Genomic DNA, 22,603 nt, shown 5'->3' with positions numbered 1-22,603 from the left:
AGGGACGACCGGTGACCGAGTCCTGGCTGCGGGTGATCAGCTCTTCGTCACGGTAGCGGTAGCCCGCCGAGGCCACCAGCTTGGGCAGCATGTCGAATTTGGAGACCTGGTAGGTCCCCTGGGCCACAGCCTCTTCCATGGCGCGCAGGCGCTGCACGGCGTTGTACTTGATGGCACGGGCAATGGCTTCTTCCAGCGTGACGGTGGCGGGCAGCGGGGCCACATCCTGCGTCAGTTGCTGGCGGTCGGCCTGCACCTGGCTGCGCAGCTCATCGTCGGTCAGGGGCTGGGCATTGAAGCTGGCGCAGCCGGTGAGCACAGCGCCCGTGCCCAGAACCAGGGCAGCGCGGCGTGCCAGAGGCAGCCAGGAGAGGGAAACAGAGTGGTCTTGCATGGTGGCGGGTTGAGATGGAATCGAAACACCAAAGCAGCCACTGGCAGGAGGCGGGCACAAACTGTCCACAGCAAACCCTACTCAAACCGCATTTACCCCAGTAGAGGGGATCACTCAGCGGCTGTCAATTTGTAAACTTTTGTCATGTTAGCGACGGGTGGTATCGCAGGCAATCACTGGATTTAGGTATTTAGTGTCAAACCCCGTGCCGTTGATTGGATTGCACCAGCCTGGTGCAGGCTGACACCTGCATCACCCATTTCCGCAATCCGTCTGAAGGCCCACTCCGGGCAAACATGCTCCTGGGGGCCCTCTCACCTTCCCGGCAAAGAAAAACCCCGCTGCGTAGAACACAGCGGGGTGTGGGATGGGGCGGCGCAGCCGCATGGGTGCCAAGCATCAGCAAGTTATAGAAGCCGCGGAGCATCAAGGCGCGGCAGCATGCGCCCTCTCCCGCAGCCCTGCCATGTGCTCAGTACCGGGGTTCCCCCAGCGACAGCATGAGCCGGTTGGCCCAGTTGAAGAAGGCCGCCGCGTGCAGCAGATCGGCTGCGGCCTGTGCATCCAGACCCTGCGTGCGCAGGGCGGCCACATGGGAGGCGTTGAATCGGGATGGGGTGTCCGTCAACGCCACACTGGCGTCCACGATGACATTCCAGCGCGCCCCCAGATCGGCGTGCACGCCTTCATCCAGCAGGCGCTGCACATCCTCGCGGCGGCGGGCGAAATGGCTGGCGAACCGGGCATGCACCGAAGCGCAATAGATGCAGCCGTTGTGGCGCGACGTGGCCGCCGCAGCCAGCTCCCGCTCGGCCCGTGGCAGGCCGGCTTCGGGGTTGTAGAAGATGTCCTTGTCGGTGCGGGTGCGCGCACCCAAGGTGTCCGGGTCGCGTGCCAGCAGGCGGAAGTACGGCGACTTGGCGCGCACCGCATCCACCAGCCCGTCATAGTGGCGGTGCGTCAGCGCAGCCTCTTCCAGCGGCGCCAGCCAGGGCTGCCAGTCCAGCTCTGCCTGGGTGAACACGACGGGGGCCGTGCCCGGCACCACTTCCTCGTGTACTGGCGCTACCGGCTGCGATGCGCCGGTGCGTGCCGTCGCAGCAGCGGTCGTGTCCCAGTGCGCCGACAGCACGCACAGACCTGCCACCACCCGGATCTGGAAGCTGAGGAACGCCACCAGCTGCGACAGCACCACGATGTCGTCGGCCGACCAGCCCGCAGCCTCCAGCACGCGCAGGCGCTGCGGCTGTGCATCCCGCGGATGGAACACCAGGAAATGCGCGTGCCGCAAGGCAGCATGCAGCCGCCCCCCCAGCACGGTGCGCAGCGTATCGGACAGGTGCAGTTCCAGCCCTTCACGGTCTTCCACCGTCAGCGGCCCTTCGGGAAAGCGCCCGTACGGCCCTTGCACCGTGCCAACGGCGGCGGCATGGCGCACCGCCTGGACCCAGGTGGGCGCCAGGGCTTCCAGGGCCTGCAGATGGAAATCCGCCACCGCCGCCTGCTGGTGCAGCAAGGCCACAAAGGCGGCCACTGCATGGCGCTCCGCCGCACTGACCTGGCCCGCCACGGGGGCCGCCGGAGCAAACAGCGCATCATGGCTTTTTTGCGCCTGATCACGGGTCTGCGGCCGCGACCGGCGCAACTGGTTCAGCCAGCCCCCTGGCGCAATACCTGCCAGCAGGTCGATCACATCGGACGTTGCCGTCTGTGCGCCCACAGGGGTGTCCGCCTGGGTACCCGCCGGTGCGACTTCGGGTGCATGCACGATTTCAGTCATGGTTCTGCCTTTCTCAAGCCGCTTGCAATTCGCGTTCGGTGCCTGCCGGTGCCGCCGCGGCACCAGCGGCGCCACTCCAGCCCAGCGCAGGCGCCACGATGCGGGCCGTCAGCTCCAGCGAGCGCAGGATGGCCGCATGCGGCGGGTCGATCGAATGCACCTGGAACACCAGGTCCGTGGTGCGCGCCAGTGCCGTATCGGCCTGCAGCGAGGCGATCACCTCGTCGGGCGTGCCCAGGTGCACGTCATAGGCTTCGATCAGCCGCTCCAAGGGGGCCTGGGGGTCCACACGCGGGAAGGGGCCGGCCGATGCATGGGCATGGCGCACCGCCAGGCGGCGCAGCCCGGTCTCTGCCCAGCGCAGCGCGTCTTCACGGCGGTCGGCCACCAGCAGCGTGCGCGAACCCAAAATGCGCGGGGCCTGCCCGGCCGGCAGCGCCGCCAGATAGGCATCGATGATGGGGTTCTGGATTTCCGACAGCGACAGCTTGGGCGCATGGTCCGGGCGGGGCTGGGTACGCGACAGCATCAGGCCTTCGCCTGCCGCGCCGGCGCGCTGGCCGCCCTCCACCGAGAACGTGGCCTGCCAGATACGGCCCAGCAGATGGGGGGCCGCGGGGTAGACCCTCACCCCACCTTGCAAGGCATCGCCGCGCCAGGCGGCGCGCAGCACATCCAGATTGCGGCCATAGACCGCGCCCCGCTCCTGGCTACCCACGCCAAAGGCTTCGAACGATTCGGCCGTGCCGCCGGTTCCCAACCCCACTTCCAGGCGGCCGCCGGACAGCAGGTCCAGCACCGCGGCATCTTCTGCTACCCGGATGGCGTTTTCCATGCTCAGCGTCACCACGCCCGTCCCCAGGCGGATGCGCTGGGTGCGCGCCGCCACATGGGCCAGAAACACCAGCGGCGAAGGCAGCCCGCCTTCATGTTCATGGAAATGGTGCTGGGCAACCCAGGCCGATTCGAAGCCCAGTGCCTCGGCATGGGCGATCTGCTCGGTCACCAGGCGGTAGCGTTCACCGGCAGAGGCGTCATCCAGCAATCGGCTGAAGTAGCCCAGGCGTTTCTTCGGGGTGGTGGTGGGATTGGACAAAATCAATGCTCCTTGTGCCGGGAATGGCGGCGATCAGTTCACGGGTGTAATGGCTGCGGGGATGCAGGAACACCTGCTCCACCGTGCCCTGCTCCACCACCTTGCCGTGCTGCAGCACGGAGACGGTGTGGGCGATCTGGCGCACCACCGACAGGTCGTGCGTGACAAATACATAGGTCAGCTGCAGCTGCTGCTGCAGCGTTTCCAGCAGGCGCAGGATCTGGGCCTGCACCGTCACATCGAGTGCAGAAACGGCCTCGTCCAGCACCAGCACCTCGGGCTGCAGCACCAGGGCACGGGCAATGGCCACGCGCTGGCGTTGGCCGCCCGACAGGGCATGCGGGCGGCGCTGGTGCAGCTCCGCCGCCAGCCCCACGCGCTCCAGCGTGGCCTGCACGCGCTGGCGGCGCTCCGCGGCCGGCAGCGGCGCAAAGTTGCGCAGCGGCTCCTCCACAATGTTCCACACGGTCTGGCGTGGGTCCAGCGAGGCATAGGGGTTCTGGTAGACGAGCTGCACCTTGCGGCGGAACTGGCGCAGAGCCTCGCCGCGCAGCGTGGTCACATCCTCTCCGGCAATGCGGATCTGCCCCGCCGTGGGCCGCAGCAGCCCCACCAGGGCGCGGATGGTGGTGGTCTTGCCCGATCCGGACTCTCCCACAATGGCATGGGTGCTGCCGCGCCGCGCCTGGAATGAAACCCCGTCCACGGCCTTGAACGGCTCCCGCTGGCCCGGCACGGGGAAATGGTGCTCGACCTCCTGCACCTGCACCGCCCATTCGGTGACCGTCGCGGCATCGTCCGGCTCTGCCGTGCGCAGCACCGGCGTAGACAGGGCCGGCGCATCGGCCAGCAACTGGCGCGCATAGCTGCTTTGCGGCTGGCGCAGCACCTGCAGCGTCTCACCCGCTTCCTGCACGCGCCCCTGGCGCAGCACCACGATGCGGTGGGCCCGGTCGGCCGCCACCCCCAGATCGTGGGTGACCAGCAGCACGGCGGTGCCGGTCTCCCGGCGCAGGGTGTCGATCAGGTCGAGAATGCGCCGCTGCACGGTCACATCCAGGGCACTGGTGGGCTCATCGGCAATAATCAGCGCAGGCTTCAGAGCCACCGCCATGGCAATCAGCACACGCTGCTTCATGCCGCCCGACAGCTCGTGCGGGTACTGGCGGTAGCGCAGCTCCGGCCGCGACAGGCCTACCTTGCGCAGCAACTCCACCACCTGCTGTTCCACGGCCGCAGCATCGCGCCAGCCGTGCAGTTGCAATACTTCGGCCACCTGGGCACCCACGGTGCGCACGGGGTTGAGCGAGGCCGTCGGGTCCTGGGGCACCAGGCTGACCACCCGGCCGCGCAGGCTGCGCCATTGCGCCTCGCCGGCATGGGTGACGTCCTCGCCCAGCAGGCGGATGCGGCCGCCCACCACCTGGCCGTTGTCCGGCAGCAGCCCGATCGCGGCCTGTGACGTGGTCGACTTGCCGGAACCGGACTCCCCCACCAGCGCCACCACCTCGCTGGCACGCACGCTCAGCGAGACGCCGTGCACCACCGTGCGCAGCCCGTCCGCCTCCCGGTAGGCGATTTGCAGGTTGTCGATTTCCAGCAACGGGCCGTCCGCCGGAATGGGCGCAGTGACGGTGGCAGGCTCTGCCGCTGCCGTGCGCAGCAAGCGCTGTCGCCAGATTTGCCAGGCACTCATGGGCGTGCTCCCGACAGCGACACGCTGATGCGGTTGACCGCCAGCACCACGGCCACCACCACCAGGCCTGGGGCCGATGTCAGCCACCAGGCGGTAGACAGGTAATTGCGGCCCTCGGCGATCAGCAGCCCCCATTCCGGTGTGGGTGGCGGTGCGCCATAACCCAGAAAGCCCAGGGTGGCGATGGCCAGAATCGCCGTACCAAACTGCAGCGCCGCCAGCGCCACCACCGAAGTCAGCGAGTTGGGCAGCACATGGCGCCACAGCACCGCACCAAATCGCCCGCCGCTGCCAAAGGCCGCTTCCACATATTCCGTACGGCGCACGCGCACCACTTCCGAGCGCACCAGGCGCGCAAAACTGGCCACCGATGCCACCCCCACGGCAATGGCCGCATTCACGGTGCCAAAGCCCAGCACGATGATGATGGTGAGCGACAGCAGCAGCGACGGCACGGCCAGCAGCACATCCACCACCCGCATCAGCGCCTCGTCGGTGCGGCCGCCCACGGCGCCCGCGATCAGGCCCAGCGCGGTGCCGGCCACCAGGCCCACTCCCACGGCCACCAGCGCGCCAGACAGCGAATGCACGGCACCGTGTACCACCCGGGCCCAGACATCGCGCCCCAGCGCGTCCGTCCCCAGCCAATGGCCGGCACCCGGTGCGCGCAGTTGCTGGCCCGCCAGCCCCACCAGGGGGTCGTGGCTGCTGAACCAGCCGGGCACCACGGCCCACAGCAGCACCACGGCCAGCACCGTCCAGGCCAGCCACAGGCCCCGCGGCACCTGCCGTGCGCGCTGCAGCAGCAAGCCCAGGCCAAGGCCCTGCGCCCATGGGCGTGCACGGGCGGGGGCAGCAGGCGCAACAACCGCTGTGGCCGCTGTGGCCGCCACGGCGACTTGCGGCACCGTGGCCTGCACGGCATCTATCGCCGGTGCGCGCAGCGCCAGCCCTTCGTTGTGTGTCAATGCATTCATCGCGTCAGCCTCCTGCCGCATGGCGAAGCCGTGGATCCAGCCAGGGATAAAGCAGGTCCACGATCAGGTTGATGGTCACAAAGGCCGCAGCAGACACCATGACCACGGCCTGCAATACCGCCGTGTCCTGGTTGCCCACGGCCTGCTGGGTCAGGCTGCCCAGGCCGTTGAGGCCGAACACCGCCTCGGTCACCACGGCGCCGGCCAGCAGCTCGCCGAACAGCACACCGGCCATGGTCAGCACGGGCAGCAAGGCATTGCGTGCGGCATGGCGCAGCAGCACATGCAGCTGCGAGGCGCCCTTGGCCCGTGCCACGGCCACATAGGGCTGGGCCAGCGCGGCATCCAGGTTGCGCATCAGGATCTGCGCCAGCGGCGCAGAAATGGGTACGGCCAGCGTCAGCGTGGGCAGGATCAGCCCCTGCCACGGCCCGGGATTGATCACCGGCACCCAGCCCCAGCGGAACGACACCCACTGGATCAGCATGATGCCCAGCCAGAACACCGGGATCGATACGAACAGCGAGGGCAGCGACTGCAGCAGCGCACGCACGGCCCGCACCCGCACCATGCTGGCGGCCAGCGCCAGGCCCAGGGCCAGCAGCAGTGCCGCAGCCAGCCCCAGTGCCGCCAGGCGCAGCGTGGGCGGCAGGTTGGTGGCCAGCCCTTCGCTGACCGGCACCCCGGCCTGCAGCGAATAGCCGAAATGGCCCGTCAAAAACTGCCCCAAGGTGTGCAGGTACTGGCGCCAGACCGGCTGGTCCGCGCCATAGGCGGCCTGGATATCGGCAATCTGCTCCGGCCCCAGCCCCAGATCGGGGTTCAGGAACTTGATCAGCACCGCATCCCCCGGCATCAGCTGCAGCAGCACGAACGAGACCGAGAACGCCGCCCACAGCACCAGCAGGGCCTGGCCGGTGCGCCGCAACAGATATGCCGTCATGCGCGCCTCCGCTTAGGGCTTGGCCAGCCAGGTGGCGTAGAAGCTGGGTCGGCCCACGGCCTCGAACCCGACATCCTTGACCGTCGTGGCACCGGCAAAGGCCTGGGGTTCCTCGAAAATCGGAATCACATAGGCCTGGGCAATCAGATAGCGCTGCACTTCCCCGGTAAGCTGCAGGCGCTTGGCGGCGTCGGTCTCGGCCGCAATCGCGTCCAGCAGGCCGTTGAGCTTGTCATCCACAAAGCTGTTGACCTTCTGGCTCACACCCCCTTTTTGCAGCAGTACATTGCGGTTCGTGGGGTAGTAGTTGCTCTTGATCACATCCGGATCGGCGCGTCCCACCATGCCCGGCGCCACCGGCGTCTTGGCCGGATCCAGGCTGTCCAGCGTCTTGCTGCCCGCATCACCGGCCAGCACATTGAGCTTGACCCCCAGCTTGCCCCACTGCTGGGCCACCAGCTGCAGGGTTTCCTTGTTCTGCGGCTGCGGCAGGGATTCATAGGCCGTCAGCACCAGCTCCTGGCCGTCCTTCTGGCGCAGGCCGTTGGCCCCCAGGGTCCAGCCGGCTTCGTCCAGCAGGCGTTGCGACTGCTGCGGATCGAACTTCAGCTCGGACGACAGGTCCACATACCCGGCGGCGGACTTGGCAATCACCGAGGTGGCCTGCGGGTAGTTGGCCGAGAACAGGGTCTGCACCACTTCGGCGGTGTTCGTCCCATGCAGCAGCGCCTGGCGCACGCGCAGATCGGCCACCAGGGCGTTGTCCGGGCGCAGGGCAATGCTGTTGTTCACCCCGCGGGTGGAAGGCGCGTAGATCTGGAAGTTCTGTTCCTGCACCCGCTTCTCGTCATAGGCCTGCACCTGGCGGATCAGGCCCGCCTGGCCCGACAGCAGCGCGCCAATGCGCACGCTGTCCTCGGGCGTCACCACCAGACGGATGCTGTCCAGGCGCGCACGGCCCTGGTGCGCATGCTTGGCAGGGCCCCACTTGTAGTCGGCACGCGCCTTGAACAGCAGCTCCTTGCCCAGGGTTTCACGCTCCACCACGAAGGGGCCGGAGCCGATGATGCGCGTGGCATCACCCAGCTCTTCGAAAGGCCGTGCCAGCGTGGCCAGCGACACCAGGCCCGAGCCGATCACCGAAGTACCCTGCAGGAATCCCGGCGACGGCTTGCTGAAATAGAACTTCACCGTCAGCGGGTCGACGACCTCGCTGCGCTGGTAGTTGTTGATGACTTCGGACACCGGCAGCTTCAGCGCCTTGTTGCCCAGACCGTAGGTGTCGAAGTTCTTGGCCACGGCCGCCGCATCCAGCGGCGTGCCATCCGAGAACGTCACGCCAGAACGCAGCTTGAACGTGAACTCCGTGGCCTGGTCATTGATGGCCCAGGACTCGGCGATCCAGGGCTGGATTTCCAGCGTCTTCGGGTCCTGGTAGGTCAGCTTGTCGGTGATCTGGTTAAGCACACCGCCGTTGGGATAGAAGCCGCCGGCCGGCGGATACAGATTGGTGTGGGCCTGCTGCTCCAGATAGACCAGCTCGCCTCCCTGTAGGGCAGCACCTGCCGATGCGCCTTCCGAAGTGCTGCTTTGCTGGGAGCATCCCGCCACCCAGACTCCCGCAGCCATGGCTGCCAGCCACCACCATTGACGTTTGTTTTTGCGTTGCAGTTGCACGAGACCATCCATCCTTCATGCCATTGAGGCGCTGTTATGCAAGAGTCGGAAGACTCCAAGGGAAACCTTCCAGATGGCCTGAATGCTAGGAATTCCGCTCGCCTTTTTGAACCTCTGTTTTCGCACTTGGATATGCGGCCAGCAGATATGCAGCGCCCGGCACAAACCGCATAACCAAAGCCGTATTCCGTATTTGCCGCCCGCCCGCAGCCGCGCGAGCATGGCGCTTTCCCACCTCAGAGAAAGCCTCCCATGTCACTGCCTTTGGACCACATCGTGATTGCCGTGCACGATCTGCACACCGCCATCCACGACTACCGCAATCTGGGATTCACCGTCACCCCGGGCGGGGACCACCCGGGCCGCGCCACCCACAACGCACTGGTGGTGTTCCAGGACGGCTCCTACTTTGAGTTGATCGCCTGGAAAGGCCCGGAAGAAGCCCACCCCTGGTGGCCCAAGCTCAGCCGCTTTGGCCCCGGCATCGTGGACTTTGCCTTGCTGCCCGGCACCACGCCGCAGGTGGTGGCACAGGCGCTGTCGCGCGGCCTGGCCTACCAGCCCCCGGTCGATGGCGGGCGGCTGCGCCCCGACGGGGTGGAACTGCGCTGGCAGAACGCCCGCCCTGCCACGCCCGATCTGCCTTTCCTGTGCGGCGATGTCACACCCCGCGCCCTGCGCGTGCCTGAAGGCCCGGTGCGTGAGCACGCCAATGGCGTGCAGGGCGTCGCCCAGCTGCACGTGGCCGTGCACGACGTGGCCGCCACACTGGAACGCTACCGTGCCCTGCTGGGCCTGGCGGATGCCCCGGTCCCTGCCGAAGGCGCTGCCAGCCTGCAGCTGGGCAGCACCGCGCTGAAGCTGGAATCCGCCAGCGCCAGCCCTGAAGCCGCCCAGCGGCTGTCCCTGCAAGGCGAAGGCCCGTTTGCCATCGCCTTGCACACCACGCAGGCCAACCCTCTGGGGCCCGTGGTACATGGCAACACCCATGGCACCCGGCTGGAGCTGATCGCCTACCCCGGCACCGGCACCTCCGCTCATCCCACCGCGCACCCCGGTGCTCATGCGCAAAGCGCATTTGCATAGCCGCAAAGCTTCGTTGCCCGGGCCCCGGTGGCTCGGGATACTGCCTCCCATTCCATCCCACCGACCGGATCCACCATGAACAAACGCGACTTTCTGCGCACCTCTGCTGCCTTCCTGCTGCCTGCTGCGGCCGGCACCTTCTCCGCCCTGGCCACGGCCGCCACCACCACCCCGGCCCTGATCCGCGTGGGCGTGCGCGGCGGTGTGGACGAGGAAATCTGGGAGGTGGTGACCAAGGTCGCCAAGGAACGCGGCCTGAACGTCAAGCCCGTGGTGCTCAGCGGCTCGGTCAGCCCCAATGAAGGTGTGCACAACGGCGATCTGGAAGCCAACTCCTTCCAGCACCAGCCCTTCCTGCGCGACCAGAACCAGCAGCGCGGCTACCAGCTGGTATCGGCAGGTGACACCTACATCTCCCCCATTGCCTTCTATTCCCGCAAGTACAAGCGCCTGGCCGACCTGCCCGCCGGCGCGCGCGTGGGCATCCCCAACGACCCGAGCAACCAGACCCGCGCCCTGGTGGTGCTGCGCGACCAGGGCGTGCTGGACCTCAAACCTGGCTTCGACCCTTTCACCGGCACCGCCTCCCTGGCCGACGTGACCGCGCTGCGCCAGAAGGTAGAGCTGGTGGAAGTGGCCTCGGTGGTGCTGGCCCGTTCGCTGGATGACCTGGCCGCCGCCGCCATCGTCAACAGCTTTGCCTACCAGGCGGGGTTGGTCGCCACCCGCGACGGCATTGCCGTGGAAAAGCGCGAGCGCAACCCCTACACCAACCTCATTGCCGTGCGCGCCAAGGACCAGGACACCCCCTGGGCCAAGCAACTGGTGGCCGCCTACCAGTCCGAACCGGTGCGCCAGTTCATCCTGCAGAAATACCAGGGCTCGGTGATTCCCGCGTTCTGAGAGAGCCATCCATGATTCATTTTTCCCCAACTTCGCGCCGCGGCGCACTGGCCGCCCTGCTGGGCACAGGCGCCGCTGCCTTGCTGCAACTCCCTTCCGCCCAGGCGGCCCAGCGCGTGCGCGTGGGCATCCGTGGCGGCATCGGTGAAGAGCTGTGGGCCGAAGTGGCCAAGGCCGCCAAGGCCAAGGGCCTTGATGTGCAGCTGGTCGTGCTGGGCGGCGCGGTCAGCCCCAACGAGGCGCTGAACAACGGCGACCTGGAAGCCAACGCCTTCCAGCACCTGCCCTTTCTGCAAGACCAGGTGCGCCAGCGCGGCTACCAGATCGTCTCCGCAGGCAACACGCTGATTGCCCCGATCGCCTTCTACTCAAACAAGCACAAGCGCCTGCAGGATCTGCCCGCCAAGGCCCGGGTGGGCATTCCCAATGACCCCAGCAACCAGACCCGCGCCCTGGTCATCCTGCGCGACCAGGGGCTGATCAAGCTGCGCGACGGGTTCGACCCCTTCTCCAGCACCGTGGGGCTGGCAGACGTCACCGCCAACCCTCGCCAGTTGCAGCTGGTGGAAGCCGCCTCCAACGTCCTGGCCCGCTCGGTGCCCGATCTGGACGCCGCCGCCGTCATCAACACCTTTGCCTACCAGGTCGGCCTGATCGCCACCCGCGACGGCATCGCTGTGGAAAAGCGCGAGCACAACCCCTACGTCAACATCATTGCCGTGCGCAGCAAGGACCAGGACGCGCCCTGGGTCAAGGCCCTGGTGGCATCCTTCCAGACCGAAGCCATCCGCCGCTTCATCGAAACCAAGTACGAAGGCACGCTGATTCCGGCGTTCTGAGCGACTGCATGACCACCCTCCCTCCTCCGGTGCAACTGGCACCGCACATCGTGTTCGACGGCGTGGGCAAGTCCTACGCCGGCCGCAGCAGCCAGGTCCAGGCGCTGTCGGCGGTGAACTTTGACATCCACCATGGCGAGGTCTTCGGCATCATCGGCCGCAGCGGCGCCGGCAAATCCACGCTGCTGCGCACCATCAATGCGCTCGAGACCCCGTCCGAAGGCCGGGTGCAGATCCACGGCGTGGACCCGGCGCAGCTGGACGAAAACGCCCTGGTCGCGCTACGCCGGCGCATCGGCATGATCTTTCAGCACTTCAACCTGCTGTCCGCCAAGACCGTGCGCGAAAACGTGGCCCTGCCGCTGCGTGTGGCCGGTGAACGCCCGGCCATCATCAAGGCCCGGGTGGACGAACTGCTGGCCCTGGTCGGCCTGTCGGACAAGGGCCAGGCCTACCCGGCACAGCTGTCCGGCGGCCAGAAGCAGCGTGTCGGCATTGCCCGTGCTCTGGTGCACGGGCCCGAAGTGCTGCTGTGCGACGAAGCCACCAGCGCGCTGGACCCGGAAACCACACAGTCCATCCTGTCCCTGCTGCGCGACATCAACCGCCAGCTGCGCCTGACGGTGGTGCTGATCACCCACGACATGGCGGTGATCCGCGCCATCTGCGACCGTGTGCTGGTGCTGGACCAGGGCCAGGTGCAGGAAATCGGCGAGGTCTGGCGCGTCTTCGGCGCACCGCAGGCCGCCGCCACGCAAGCGCTGCTGCAGCCGCTGCAGCAAGGCCTGCCCCCCGATCTGGCCCGCCAGTTGCTGCCCCAACCCAGCAGCAGCGCCGACCGCGCCGTGCTCAGCCTGCGCTTTGCCGGTGCGCAGCGTCCCCAAGGCCTGCCGCTGCAGGCCCTGACCGCCCTGGGCAGCCAGGCCACGCTGCTGCACGGCGGGCTGGACCGGCTGCGCGGCCATTCACTGGGTCAGTTGCTGGTGTCCACACCGGCCACCGACCTGCCTTCCCTCGATGCATTGCGCCACTCCACCGGCGCCGACCACCTGGAGCTGCTGGGCTATGTCCGCGCCGATTGACAAATACCTGCAGGCTTTTGCCGAAACCCTGTTGATGGTGGCCACCTCCTCGCTGATCGCCATCGGCCTGGGGCTGCTGCTGGCCATCGTGCTCACCATCACCGGCCCGCGTGGCCTGTACACCCGGCCGCGCTTTTACAAAGGGCTGTCGGTGACGGTGAACATCTTCCGTGCCATTCCCTTCATCATTCTGCTGGTGGCCTTGCTGCCGGTCACCCGCAGCATCGTCGGCACCACCTTGGGCACCTGGGCGGCCGTGGTGCCGCTGTCGGTCAACCTGATCCCCTTCTATGCACGCATCGCCCAGGTCAGCCTGAACGATGTGGATCCGGGTCTGGTGGAAGCCGCGCGCGCCATGGGCTGCAAGCGCTGGCACATCGTGCGCCATGTGCTGCTGCCCGAAGCCCTGCCCGGCATCATCGGAGGGATGACAGTGAGCGTGATCGCCATGGTCAACGCCTCGGCCATGGCCGGCGCCGTGGGCGCGGGCGGCCTGGGCGACCTGGCCATCCGCTACGGCTACGAACGCTATGAAACCCGGGTGATGTTCGAAGTCATCGTGATCCTGGTGGCACTGGTGTCCATCGTGCAGTTCGCCGGCGAAACCCTGTCGCGCAAGGTCAACCACCGGCATTGACACCGCAGCCGCCCCGGCGGCCCGACATCCCACCGCCAGCGACCCCAGCCATTTGTGGCACGGGTCGCTGGCGGTTTCACATGGGCGCCCGCACGACCGGCCTTGTCCTGCACACGGCCCCATCCTCAGGCGCTGCATTGCCAATCACCCACGACAGAGCACCCAGCACAAACAGCACTGCAGGCATATTCAGTAATCTAAATATCTTTAGGTAATTAAAAAGTAATAAAACATTTATTGTATTTATAAGCGAGTTTTTTTATAGTGGCTGCCATACCCACTTTCTTTTTGGGCGAGGCATTGATGAGCGCCACTCACCTACTCCAGCGCACGGTATTTCCCTGTCCCTGACGGGCTCCTTGACCGCCCCGTCAGACCCCACGGGTTTCTGCCATCGGTAGGCCCAGCAAACGCTGGCGCCGCTTCCCCATCCCTTTGAATACACCAGGCTTGTTGCAACCCGCGGATTGTCCCGGGCCGCAAGGGCTGTGCACGCACATGATCATCACCTCGGTCAACCATATCCATTTTCAGTTTCCGGCCCATTCGAAGGAAGCCATCCGCTTTTTCTATGCCACGGTGCTGGGCGCCCACGAACTGCATTCCCCCGAAACCAAGCAACTGCTGCAGTTCGAGATGGGCGAGCAGCGCCTGTGCTTCACGCCGGAGACCGGGGCCACGGGCCGCAAGCCATCGCAGCATGTGGCGTTCAACGTGCAAGGCATCGGCGATCTGAAACAGCGCCTGCATGCCTTTGACCTGGCCTTCATCGAAAGCCACCCCGACCAGCCGGCACAACAGATCTACGTCAAGGACCCGGCCGGCAATCAGTTGGAGTTTCTGGAAACTGCCCACTGAAAAATCATTACAGACCGTGGAGCCCTCACCATGAATTTCCAGCAACTGCGCTCCATCCGTGAAGCCGCACGCAACAACTACAACCTGACGGAAGTGGCGTCCGTGCTGTTCACCTCCCAGCCCGCCATCAGCCGGCAGATCCGTGAACTGGAAGAAGAGCTCGGGGTCGAGATATTCACCCGCGCCGGAAAACGGCTGACCGGGCTGACCACGCCCGGCAAGACCCTGCTGCCCATCATCGACCGCCTGCTGCTGGAGGCCGGCAACCTCAAGAACGCGGGCAAGGACTTCAAGGAAAAGGACACAGGCGTCTTCTACGTCGCGGCCACCCACTCCCAGGCCCGCTATGCCCTGCCTGCCGTGGTGCGGGACTTCCGCCAGATCTACCCGGGCGTCACGCTGCACCTGCGCCAGGGCTCTCCCCAGCAGATTGCCGACATGCTGCTGACCGGGGAAGCCGACATCGGCGTGGCCACCGAAGCCCTGGCCGATTACGAGCAACTGGTCACCCTGCCCGGCTACCGCTGGTCCCACAGCGTGATCGTCCCGCCCGATCACCCTTTGCTGCAGCAGAGCACGCCGATTTCGCTGGAGGATCTGGCCCGCCACCCCATCATCACCTACGAGCATGGCTTCACCGGGCGCGCCCACATTGACGAGGCCTTTGCACGCGAAGGCCTGGCACCGGAGGTGGTGCTGACCGCCATGGATGCCGATGTGATCAAGACCTATGTGGAGCTGGGCATGGGCATCGGCATCGTGGCTTCCATCGCATTCGACCCCGAGCGTGACCGGCTGCTGCGCGCCATCGATGCCCGCCACCTGTTCGAGATCAACCTCACCCGCATTGCCGTGCGCCGGGGCATCTGGCTGCGCGACTATGCCTACCACTTCATCGAAAGCTTTGTGCCCACGCTGACGCCGGATGTGGTGCGCCAGAAGCTGAACGAAGACAGCGACGGCTGAAACCCTGTCCCTCCCTCCTCAACAAAGCAGTCCTGCACCGCGGCAGGACTGCTTTTTTTCATCCGCAGTAAATGCGACCGTGGTTGCGGTACGTGGGCCGCGTTCAGCGCCCGCCGTGCACCCGCCCACCCTGCACATAGCCCAGCGGCTCGGCATCCATGCGCCGCAGAATGCGGGTCAAGCCGTCCTCTTCGGTGTGCCCCCGGGCAGCGGCCGGCGCATCCGTGGTGCGGCACAGCAGATCGTCATCGCTCCAGCTTTCCATGCCCCGGCCGTTGCGCGCCCGCAGCCAACCGGCCTTGTCCGCCAGCAACTGCACCTCGCGCACGGATTCGCCCGCATTGATCCAGCCCAGTGCCTGCAACGCGGTCGCCCCCGAGGTAACGGAGCAATCCACATGGTCTGGAAGGTGCGCAGCATCCTGCCCCGGCTGGGGCAGCCACAGCGTCACCATGCGCGGGTCCGGCGCCACATCCTGCACGCGGGCGCTGCTGACCACCCGCAGGCGCTGGCCCTGCCAGTCGCGCACCTGCAGCTTGTCCGGGCGGTGGCAGCGCAACGGCATGTCGGGCAAGGCAATGGGCTGGGCCCAACTGCCCGTGGCACGCAGCAGTTGTCCCGCCGCCTGGGCACGCAGAAAATGCAGCAACGCCCAGCTCTCGGGAACCGACAGCTGCGCGGCAAAGCCAGGCATGGTCGTGCGCCCCTGCGCATCCTGCATGCCATGGCGCACCGCCTGCAGCAGCTCTCCTTCCGCACGGCGCCACAGCAGCGGGCCGGAAAAACTGGGCGGCCAGACCGGCTGGTCTGCCGCATCCGGACCCTGCCCGTTGCCCGCTTCGCCATGGCAGCGCAGGCACTGCCGCTGGTAGAGCGCCGCGCCCTGGACGATCGCCGCATCGGTAAAAGGCAGAGGGTTGCGGTGAAAACTGGTGGGCACCGCCGATGCCAGCACCACCTGGCGTTCCGGCCAGGGCGCCAGCACCAGGGCCAGCAAGGCGCCGGCCAGCAGCCAGGGCCGGCCGCGCCGCCACAGTACCGCGACGCCCACCAGCACCAGCACGGCGGCCACGGCCGCCAGACTCCAGACCAGCTGGCGTGCCTGGCCCAGGTCCTGCAGCAGGCGCTCGCCCGCCATGCGCTGTGCCCAGGGCCAGGCAGGCTGGCCGTCCACCTCGCCGCTCAGGCCCAGCGCATGCCACAGCTGCAGCAGGCCCACCTGGCACCGGTGCACCGCTTCCAACAGCCAGAACAGCCAGGGTGCGTCTGCAATCCGCTCAGGCATCAGGTCGCATCACCCAGTCCCAGATGGCGCAGCGCCTGCTGGCGCAGCTCCACAAAGCGTGGCTGCGTGCGGTGGCGCGGATAGGGCAGATCCACGGCCAGCTCGGCCACGGTGCGGGCCGGACGGTCGGAGAAGACCACCACCCGGTTGGCCAGGAACAAGGCCTCTTCCACATCGTGTGTCACCAGCAGCACCGAAAAGCCTGCGCGCTGCCATAGTTTCAGCAGCTCGGCCTGCATGGTCAGCCGGGTCAGCGAATCGAGCTTGCCCAGCGGCTCATCCAGGATCAGCAGTTGCGGCTCATTCACCAGGGCACGCGCCAGTGCGGCACGCTGGGCCATGCCGCCCGAGAGCTGGTGCGGGTAGCTGTCCGCAAACTCGGACAGCCCCACCAGTGCCAGCGCCTCGTCCACCCGGGCATGCTGTGCCTTGGGCACTTTGCGCGCCTGCAGCCCCAGGGCCACGTTGTCGCGCACCGTGCGCCAGGGAAACAAGGTCGGGTCCTGGAAGACCACGATGCGCGAAGGATCGGGCCGCGTGATGGGCTGGCCATCCTGCGTGATGTGGCCGCTGCGCGGTGGCTCCAGCCCGGCCACCAGGCGCAGCAGCGTGGACTTGCCGCAACCGCTGGGCCCCAGCAGGGCCACGAACTCGCCCGGCTGCACCTGCAGGCTGACATCGCTCAGCACCGGCAGCTGGGCAAACTGGTGCGACACCTGGGCGATATCGATGCGTGCCCCGGTCTGGGACTCCGGGTTCTCCAGCGCTTGCGCATTGCTGGCACTTGCATTTGCAGCGCTCACCATTTCACGGTTCCTTTCTGCCAGCCCAGCAGCCGGTCACGCACGGTGAACAGCAGGGTGATCAAGCCCGAGCACAACACCGCCATCACCAGCAGCGCGCCGTACATATTGGCGTAGGCCGCCCAGCCCTGGGCCCACTGCAGGTACCAGCCCAGGCCCGCTTTCACGCCCATCATCTCCGCCGTGATCAGCACCGAGAACGACGCGCCCAGCCCCATGAACAGTCCCACAAACACCTGGGGCAGCGCGGCCGGAATCGCCACGCGTAGCACCAGAAACCATTCCGATGCACCCAGGGTGCGGGCGACGTCGTAATAGCTCTTGCTGACATTGGCCACCCCGGACCAGGTCAGCACCGCCACCGGGAAGAAGGTGGCCAATGCCACTAGGAACACCGCGGCACTGTAGCTGCTGGGGGCAAAGAAGAATGCCAGTGGCAGCAGTGCCGATGCCGGAACCGGTCCCAGAAAGCGCAGTAAGGGATGGACCCAGTAGCCCGCAACGCGCGACCAGCCCACCCACACGCCGGTGACAAAACCCACCAGGCTGCCGATCACGATGCCGTGCACCAGCAGCCGCAGCGAATGCGCCACCGACAGCCCCAGCCGGGCGGAATCGTCCAGGTAGACCTCCAGCAGGCTTTGCGGCGGCGCAAAGAATGGCGGCGGCAGCACGCCCAGCTTGGCCGTCAGCACCTCCCACACTGCCAGCAGCGCCGGCGCAGCGATCAGCCAGGCACCCGCCGGCCGCAGCCAGCGCAGCACCCGGCCCGCGCGCTCGCCCGCCAGGGCCAGCGCGGCCAGCAGCACAGCCAGCGCGGCCGTGAGCACGGCAAACTCCGTGGTGTATGCCCAGTCGCTGAAGCCGATTTCCTTGTTGGGCCACCACCAGGTCAGCGCGCCCAGCAGCAGCCAGGCCAGGGCCGCCACCAGACCCTGGCGCCAGACACCCTGCTCCGCCGAAGAAGGTGCCGGATCCGCAGCCACGGCGGTGGCCGTGGTCGAAGGTGCGGCCGTGGGCGTGGCGGGCTGCAGGATCGGCGCGCCGGCCTGCGGCGCCAGCTCCAGAAGTACGGTGGCGCCACTCATGACAGCACATCCTGGGTAATATGGCGCGCAAAGCGTGCCGGGTCGGTGCTCTTCTTCAGAATGCCGGCCGAACGGAAATCGGCTGCGAATTCACGCACCTCATCCTGCAGACGGCTGTTGTGCGGATGGTGCTTGTACGTCAGCTCCGCAATCAGGCGCTGCAGATCAGGCACCTCGAACTTGGGCGTGTACTTGGCGAAGATCTTGGCAGACTCGTTGGGGTTCTCGGCCACATAGTCCGATGCCTGCGCCAATGCACGCACCACCGCGGCAGCGCTCTTGCGGTCGTCGCGCACGAACTTGGCGCCCGCGCCCAGCACGCAGCAGATCTTCTCGGCATATTCCCCGGTGGCGCTGTTGCCCAGTTCGGTGAACACGCCGGGGTTGCGCTTTTCGATCAGGTAGAGATTCGGGTCGCCATCGGCAATGGCGTGGACCTCGCCCTTCTTCACCGCCACATCCAGCAGGTCGGCAGGGTAGACCCGCCACTCCACATCCTTGTCGATGTCCAGCCCCAGCTTGGCCAGGTGGATGCCGTAGAACTGCTTGGCCGGACTGTTCAGGTCGGCCACTCCGATCACCTTGCCCTTGAGCGACTTCACATCGCGCGTCACCCCGGCCGCATTGACCCCAACCAGGCGCAGGCAGCCGCCGTGCACGCTGCCCACGATCTTCACGTCCAGCCCGGCTTCCAGCGGCTTGACCCAGCGGTGGATAAGGCCCACCCCCACTTCGGCCTTGCCGGTTGCCAGCGCCTCCAGCAACTGGTCGGCAGAACCGCCCCAGTTCAGCACCTCCACCTGCAGGCCGTTCTTCTCGAACAGGCCGCGCTCCAGCGCAATCGGCACCGGCACCTGGCAGAAGCTGGCCTGGCTCCAGGCCAGGGTGATCTTGCGCGGCTGCGAATGCACCGCCAGCGGCAGCAGGCCTGCGGCACCGGCTGCACCAGCGGCCGCAGCCGCTCCCAGGAAATGGCGGCGGTTCCAGGGCGTGCCGTGCGCCGTGGGCAGAAATTCGTCCATGTGCTCCCTCCAGGAAACTGTGAAAAGTGGCAGCACGATAGGACGCCAGACCGCGCTGCAGCAACGAACGAAAGCGTGTATCCATATGCGCAAAACACCGCCGCGCCCAGGCGACGGCCGCACAGCAAAAAGCGCATATGCAAACACAAAAAGCTTCGTAGCCTTGCGGTGCAGGCTTGGCAGACCATGGCGGCATTCCAACGGAGCACACCATGAGCCTGAACGACTATCTGTCCCACAAACGCCGCGCCGTACTGGCTCGCCAGCAACGCATTGCCGACGGCAGTGCCCAGGCCACGTCCTTGCACGCCCATGTCTCGGCCGAAGGCCGCAGCGGCATCCGCCGCCTGCGCATCCGCGAGCACCAGGTCATCAGCGACAGCCCCTACGACTTTGCCGGCTTCAACCTGGGCCCCTCCTCGCCCGAGCTGCAACTGGGCGTGCTGGGCACCTGCGTGACGCACATCTTTGAAATCCAGGCTGCGCTGCTGCAGGTGCCGCTGGACAGCATCGAAGTGGATGTGCGCGGCACCATCGATCCGCGCGGCGGCCACCCCGGCCACGAGGTCCCCCCTATCTGGCCGCACAACATCCAGTACGAAGTCCAGGTCGCCTCCAGCGCCTCGGATGCGCAGCTGAACGAGCTGTTCGCGGCGGTCGAGAAGAACTGCCCCATTCTGAACCTGCTGCGCAACCCGCAGCAGGTCGTGGGCACGCTGGTGCGCGCCAAGCCGGCCCCCCAGGCCGCAGCCCCTGCCGCCAAGGAAGCGCAGCCCGCATGAGCACCGCACCTGCCCAGGGCCGGCAGCCGCCAGCGCCTGTGCCAGCGCCCACACCCGCATGGCAGCCCGACACCGTCGTGCTGCACGCCGGCTATGACGGGTTGCAGCACCAGCGCAGCGCGGCCGTGCCCATCTACCAGACCACATCCTTTCTGTTCGAGGATGCACAGCACGGCGCCGAACTGTTCGACTTGGTGCAGGAAGGCCATATCTACGCCCGTACCGGCAACCCCACGCAGACCGTGCTGGAGCAGCGCATCGCCCGGCTCGAAGGCGGCACGGCCGCACTGGCCGTGGCCTCCGGCATGGCTGCCATCGACATCACCCTGGCCACGCTGGCCCGGGCCGGGGACCATGTGATCCTGGCCTCGGCCCTGTATGGCGGCTCCCACAACCTGGTCGTGCATGTGCTGCAAGGCCGCGGCATTGCCAGCACCGTGGTGGGCCGGGGCGACCACGACGCCCTGCGCGCGGCCTTCACGCCGCAGACCAAGGCAGTGTTTCTGGAATCCGTGGGCAACCCTTCCGGCGATGTCGCCGACATCGCCGCCATTGCCGCGCTGGCCCATGCCCAGGGCGTGGCCGTGGTGGTGGACAACACCAGCGCCACGCCCCTGCTGATCCGCCCGCTGGAGCATGGCGCCGATGTGGTGGTGCACTCGGCCACCAAGTACATCGGCGGCCACGGCACGGCCATGGGCGGGCTGATTGTGGATGGCGGCCGCTTCGACTGGCAGGCCCGGTCCGACCGCTACCCCCAGCTGACCCACCCCGATCCGGCCTTTCACCAGGTGGTGTTCACCGAACGCTATCCCGATGCCCCCCTGGTCGCCCGTGCACGCACCGTCATGCTGCGCAATGCCGGCGCCACGCTGGCGGCGCATTCGGCTTTCTTGCTGCTGCAAGGGCTGGAAACGCTGGCGCTGCGCATGGAACGCATCAGCAGCAACACCCGGGCCGTGCTGGACTTTCTGCAGACCCAACCCCAGGTGGCGCGCATCCACCACGTGGCCCACCCCGGCCATCCCGACCACGGCCATGCCACGCAGTACCTGCGCGGCAGCCTCGTGCCCGGGCTGCTGTCCCTGGAGCTGCACGGCGGCCGCCCCGCCGCCCAGCGCTTCTATGACGCGCTGCAGCTGTTTCTACGCCTGGTCAACATCGGCGACAGCAAATCCCTGGCCGCCATCCCGGCGGAAACCACCCACCACCAGCTGACCGATGCCGAGCTGGCACGGGTGGGCATTGCCCCGGGGCTGGTGCGCCTGTCCATCGGCATCGAACACCCGCACGACCTGCTGGCCGACCTGGGCCAGGCCTTGGGCCATGCGCAGACCGCCACGGCCTTGCCCGCCTCCACACCCCACCTTGAACTTCTCCAGGAGCCTTCATGAGCACCGTTGCACAAGCCCTTCGCCCCGCCACCACATCCCTGAATGCTGCCCAGGCCCTTTCCGCCCTGGACACCCCGCTGGACTCCCTGCCGGTCATCAACCTGGCCGAGCTGGGCGACTCCACCCGGCACACGCCCGCCCACGCCCGGCTGGCCCGGATTGCACGCGACATCGGTTTCTTCTATCTGGAAGGGCATGGCATTGCGCCCGAGCAGATCGAGCGGCTGGAAGCCGTGGCCCGCCAGTTCTTCGCCCTGCCCCCCGAGGTGAAGCAGCGCATTGCCATCCACCACTCCCGCCATTTCCGGGGCTACACCGGTGTGGGCGGTGAAATCACCCGCCTGCAGCCCGACCTGCGCGAACAGATCGACTTCGGCGAAGAGCTGGAGCCCGTGGCACAAGCCGCCGACACGCCCGCCTGGTGGGGCCTGCAAGGCCCCAACCAGTGGCCTGCCGAGCTGCCGCAGCTGCAAAGCGATATCCTGGCCTGGCTCGACACCACGCGCGATGTGGCCAAGCGCCTGCTCCAGGCCTTTCTGGTGGCACTGGAGCAGCCCGCCACGGCCCTGAACGCCCTGGTGGCACCGCCGCACAACAACCGCCTGAAGATCATCCACTACCCCGGCCAGGCCCAGGGCCAGTCCGACCAGGGCGTCGGAGCCCACAAGGATGGAGGCCTGCTCACCCTGCTGCTGCAGGACCAGGTGGGCGGGCTGCAGGTGCAGACCCCGCAAGGCTGGCTGGATGTGCCGCCCCGCAAGAACGCCTTTGTGGTGAACATCGGCGAAATGCTGGAGCTGGCCACCAACGGCTATCTGCGCGCCAATGTGCACCGAGTGCTGTCTCCCCGCTCGGGCGTCAGCCGCTACTCGATCGCGTATTTCTTCTCGCCCAGCCTGCACGCCCAGGAAGTGCCGCTGCTGGACCTGCCCTCCCATCTGGCGCAGCAGGCCCGTGGCCCCGAGAGCGACCCGCTGAACCCCTTGTTCAGCCACATCGGCACCAATGCACTCAAGGGCCGGGTGCGCTCCCACCTGGATGTGGCGGAGAAGTTCTACCCGGCGCAATTTGCCCTGCTGGACAAGACAGCCAAGCCCAGCGCCTACTGAACCTTGTTCAGCAGGCTCTGTGTGATGTAGTGTTACCGGGCACAGTGCAGCGCTCTGCACACGCAAGCAACCCCGGGCGGCTGCGCCGCCCCCACGGTGAAGCGGGTGAACACCGCGAAAAAGGCCCTGGCTGTGTCCGCAGCCAGGGCCTTTGTCATGGCGGGCGACCCGCAGTATGGAGGCCGG

The 22,603-nt window shown here is 67.1% G+C and carries 20 protein-coding genes and 2 pseudogenes; 10 read left to right on the top strand and 12 right to left on the bottom strand.

What is annotated here, in order from left to right; translation table 11 throughout:
• The 8 genes and pseudogenes from KW830_RS18820 to KW830_RS18790 form a co-directional block, all read right to left on the bottom strand.
• Positions 1-394, bottom strand: a pseudogene (locus KW830_RS18820) (TolC family protein); the annotation flags it as partial.
• 472 nt (positions 395-866) lie between these two features.
• Complete coding sequence (locus KW830_RS21575) at positions 867-1,442, bottom strand: alkylhydroperoxidase domain protein (RefSeq protein WP_315536523.1); 576 nt, start codon at positions 1,440-1,442, stop codon at positions 867-869.
• 90 nt (positions 1,443-1,532) lie between these two features.
• A pseudogene (locus KW830_RS21570) lies at positions 1,533-2,174 on the bottom strand (CMD domain protein); the annotation flags it as partial.
• 13 nt (positions 2,175-2,187) lie between these two features.
• Positions 2,188-3,276, bottom strand: a complete 1,089-nt coding sequence (locus KW830_RS18810; protein ID WP_218334039.1) for a putative FMN-dependent luciferase-like monooxygenase — start codon at positions 3,274-3,276, stop codon at positions 2,188-2,190.
• On the bottom strand, positions 3,209-4,966 hold the full coding sequence (locus KW830_RS18805; protein ID WP_218334038.1) for an ABC transporter ATP-binding protein: 1,758 nt from the start codon (positions 4,964-4,966) through the stop codon (positions 3,209-3,211). Before KW830_RS18805 ends, KW830_RS18810 begins: the two co-directional genes overlap by 68 nt.
• Complete coding sequence (locus KW830_RS18800; RefSeq protein WP_218334037.1) at positions 4,963-5,943, bottom strand: ABC transporter permease; 981 nt, start codon at positions 5,941-5,943, stop codon at positions 4,963-4,965. Before KW830_RS18800 ends, KW830_RS18805 begins: the two co-directional genes overlap by 4 nt.
• 4 nt (positions 5,944-5,947) lie before the next feature.
• Positions 5,948-6,886, bottom strand: coding sequence for an ABC transporter permease (locus KW830_RS18795; RefSeq protein ID WP_218334036.1), 939 nt, complete (start codon positions 6,884-6,886; stop codon positions 5,948-5,950).
• A 12-nt stretch (positions 6,887-6,898) separates the two neighbouring features.
• On the bottom strand, positions 6,899-8,515 hold the full coding sequence (locus KW830_RS18790) for a TIGR04028 family ABC transporter substrate-binding protein (protein WP_255578856.1): 1,617 nt from the start codon (positions 8,513-8,515) through the stop codon (positions 6,899-6,901).
• 300 nt (positions 8,516-8,815) lie between these two features.
• On the opposite strand from KW830_RS18790, the gene KW830_RS18785 reads away from it, so the two are divergent.
• From KW830_RS18785 to KW830_RS18755, 7 genes are all read left to right on the top strand, one after another.
• Positions 8,816-9,649, top strand: a complete 834-nt coding sequence (locus KW830_RS18785) for a VOC family protein (protein WP_218334034.1) — start codon at positions 8,816-8,818, stop codon at positions 9,647-9,649.
• A 75-nt stretch (positions 9,650-9,724) separates the two neighbouring features.
• Positions 9,725-10,552, top strand: coding sequence for a MetQ/NlpA family ABC transporter substrate-binding protein (locus KW830_RS18780; RefSeq protein ID WP_045266294.1), 828 nt, complete (start codon positions 9,725-9,727; stop codon positions 10,550-10,552).
• 11 nt (positions 10,553-10,563) lie between these two features.
• Positions 10,564-11,391, top strand: coding sequence for a MetQ/NlpA family ABC transporter substrate-binding protein (locus KW830_RS18775; RefSeq protein ID WP_218334033.1), 828 nt, complete (start codon positions 10,564-10,566; stop codon positions 11,389-11,391).
• A gap of 8 nt (positions 11,392-11,399) precedes the next feature.
• A complete protein-coding gene (locus KW830_RS18770) occupies positions 11,400-12,473 on the top strand; it encodes a methionine ABC transporter ATP-binding protein (RefSeq protein WP_218334032.1) in 1,074 nt (357 codons plus the stop codon).
• Positions 12,457-13,110: a methionine ABC transporter permease gene (locus tag KW830_RS18765; protein ID WP_066534906.1), complete on the top strand. Its 654-nt coding sequence runs from the start codon at positions 12,457-12,459 to the stop codon at positions 13,108-13,110. Before KW830_RS18770 ends, KW830_RS18765 begins: the two co-directional genes overlap by 17 nt.
• A gap of 498 nt (positions 13,111-13,608) precedes the next feature.
• Entirely contained in the window at positions 13,609-13,968 is a 360-nt protein-coding gene (locus tag KW830_RS18760) for a VOC family protein (protein WP_218334031.1), read from the top strand.
• 30 nt (positions 13,969-13,998) lie between these two features.
• Positions 13,999-14,934 carry a CysB family HTH-type transcriptional regulator gene (locus tag KW830_RS18755; RefSeq protein WP_066534910.1) on the top strand — a complete coding sequence of 312 codons (936 nt, stop codon included), beginning with the start codon at positions 13,999-14,001 and terminating at the stop codon, positions 14,932-14,934.
• Between the two features lie 103 nt (positions 14,935-15,037).
• On the opposite strand, the gene KW830_RS18750 is transcribed toward KW830_RS18755, so the two are convergent.
• Genes KW830_RS18750 through KW830_RS18735 form a run of 4 tightly spaced genes read right to left on the bottom strand, consistent with a single transcriptional unit; the run spans position 15,038 to position 19,132 of the window.
• Entirely contained in the window at positions 15,038-16,219 is a 1,182-nt protein-coding gene (locus tag KW830_RS18750; protein ID WP_218334030.1) for a cytochrome c, read from the bottom strand.
• The gene (locus tag KW830_RS18745) at positions 16,219-17,025 is read right to left on the bottom strand and encodes an ABC transporter ATP-binding protein (protein WP_066534916.1); all 807 of its coding nucleotides are present in this window, start codon (positions 17,023-17,025) and stop codon (positions 16,219-16,221) included. Before KW830_RS18745 ends, KW830_RS18750 begins: the two co-directional genes overlap by 1 nt.
• On the bottom strand, positions 17,019-18,110 hold the full coding sequence (locus KW830_RS18740; RefSeq protein WP_218334029.1) for an ABC transporter permease: 1,092 nt from the start codon (positions 18,108-18,110) through the stop codon (positions 17,019-17,021). The genes KW830_RS18745 and KW830_RS18740 overlap by 7 nt, the downstream gene beginning before the upstream one ends.
• A complete protein-coding gene (locus KW830_RS18735; protein ID WP_066534918.1) occupies positions 18,107-19,132 on the bottom strand; it encodes an ABC transporter substrate-binding protein in 1,026 nt (341 codons plus the stop codon). The genes KW830_RS18740 and KW830_RS18735 overlap by 4 nt, the downstream gene beginning before the upstream one ends.
• A 212-nt stretch (positions 19,133-19,344) precedes the next feature.
• Between KW830_RS18735 and KW830_RS18730 the strand changes: the two genes are divergently transcribed.
• Genes KW830_RS18730 through KW830_RS18720 form a run of 3 tightly spaced genes read left to right on the top strand, consistent with a single transcriptional unit; the run spans position 19,345 to position 22,417 of the window.
• The gene (locus KW830_RS18730; RefSeq protein WP_218334028.1) at positions 19,345-19,914 is read left to right on the top strand and encodes an OsmC family protein; all 570 of its coding nucleotides are present in this window, start codon (positions 19,345-19,347) and stop codon (positions 19,912-19,914) included.
• Entirely contained in the window at positions 19,911-21,308 is a 1,398-nt protein-coding gene (locus KW830_RS18725) for an O-acetylhomoserine aminocarboxypropyltransferase/cysteine synthase family protein (protein ID WP_218334027.1), read from the top strand. Before KW830_RS18730 ends, KW830_RS18725 begins: the two co-directional genes overlap by 4 nt.
• Entirely contained in the window at positions 21,305-22,417 is a 1,113-nt protein-coding gene (locus KW830_RS18720) for an isopenicillin N synthase family oxygenase (protein WP_066534921.1), read from the top strand. The genes KW830_RS18725 and KW830_RS18720 overlap by 4 nt, the downstream gene beginning before the upstream one ends.
• Positions 22,418-22,603: the final 186 nt, after the last annotated feature.

This window comes from Comamonas sp. CMM03 (genome assembly GCF_019218715.1).
Classification (GTDB): domain Bacteria; phylum Pseudomonadota; class Gammaproteobacteria; order Burkholderiales; family Burkholderiaceae_C; genus Comamonas; species Comamonas terrigena.
This window is presented reverse-complemented; position numbering and strand designations above follow the sequence as displayed.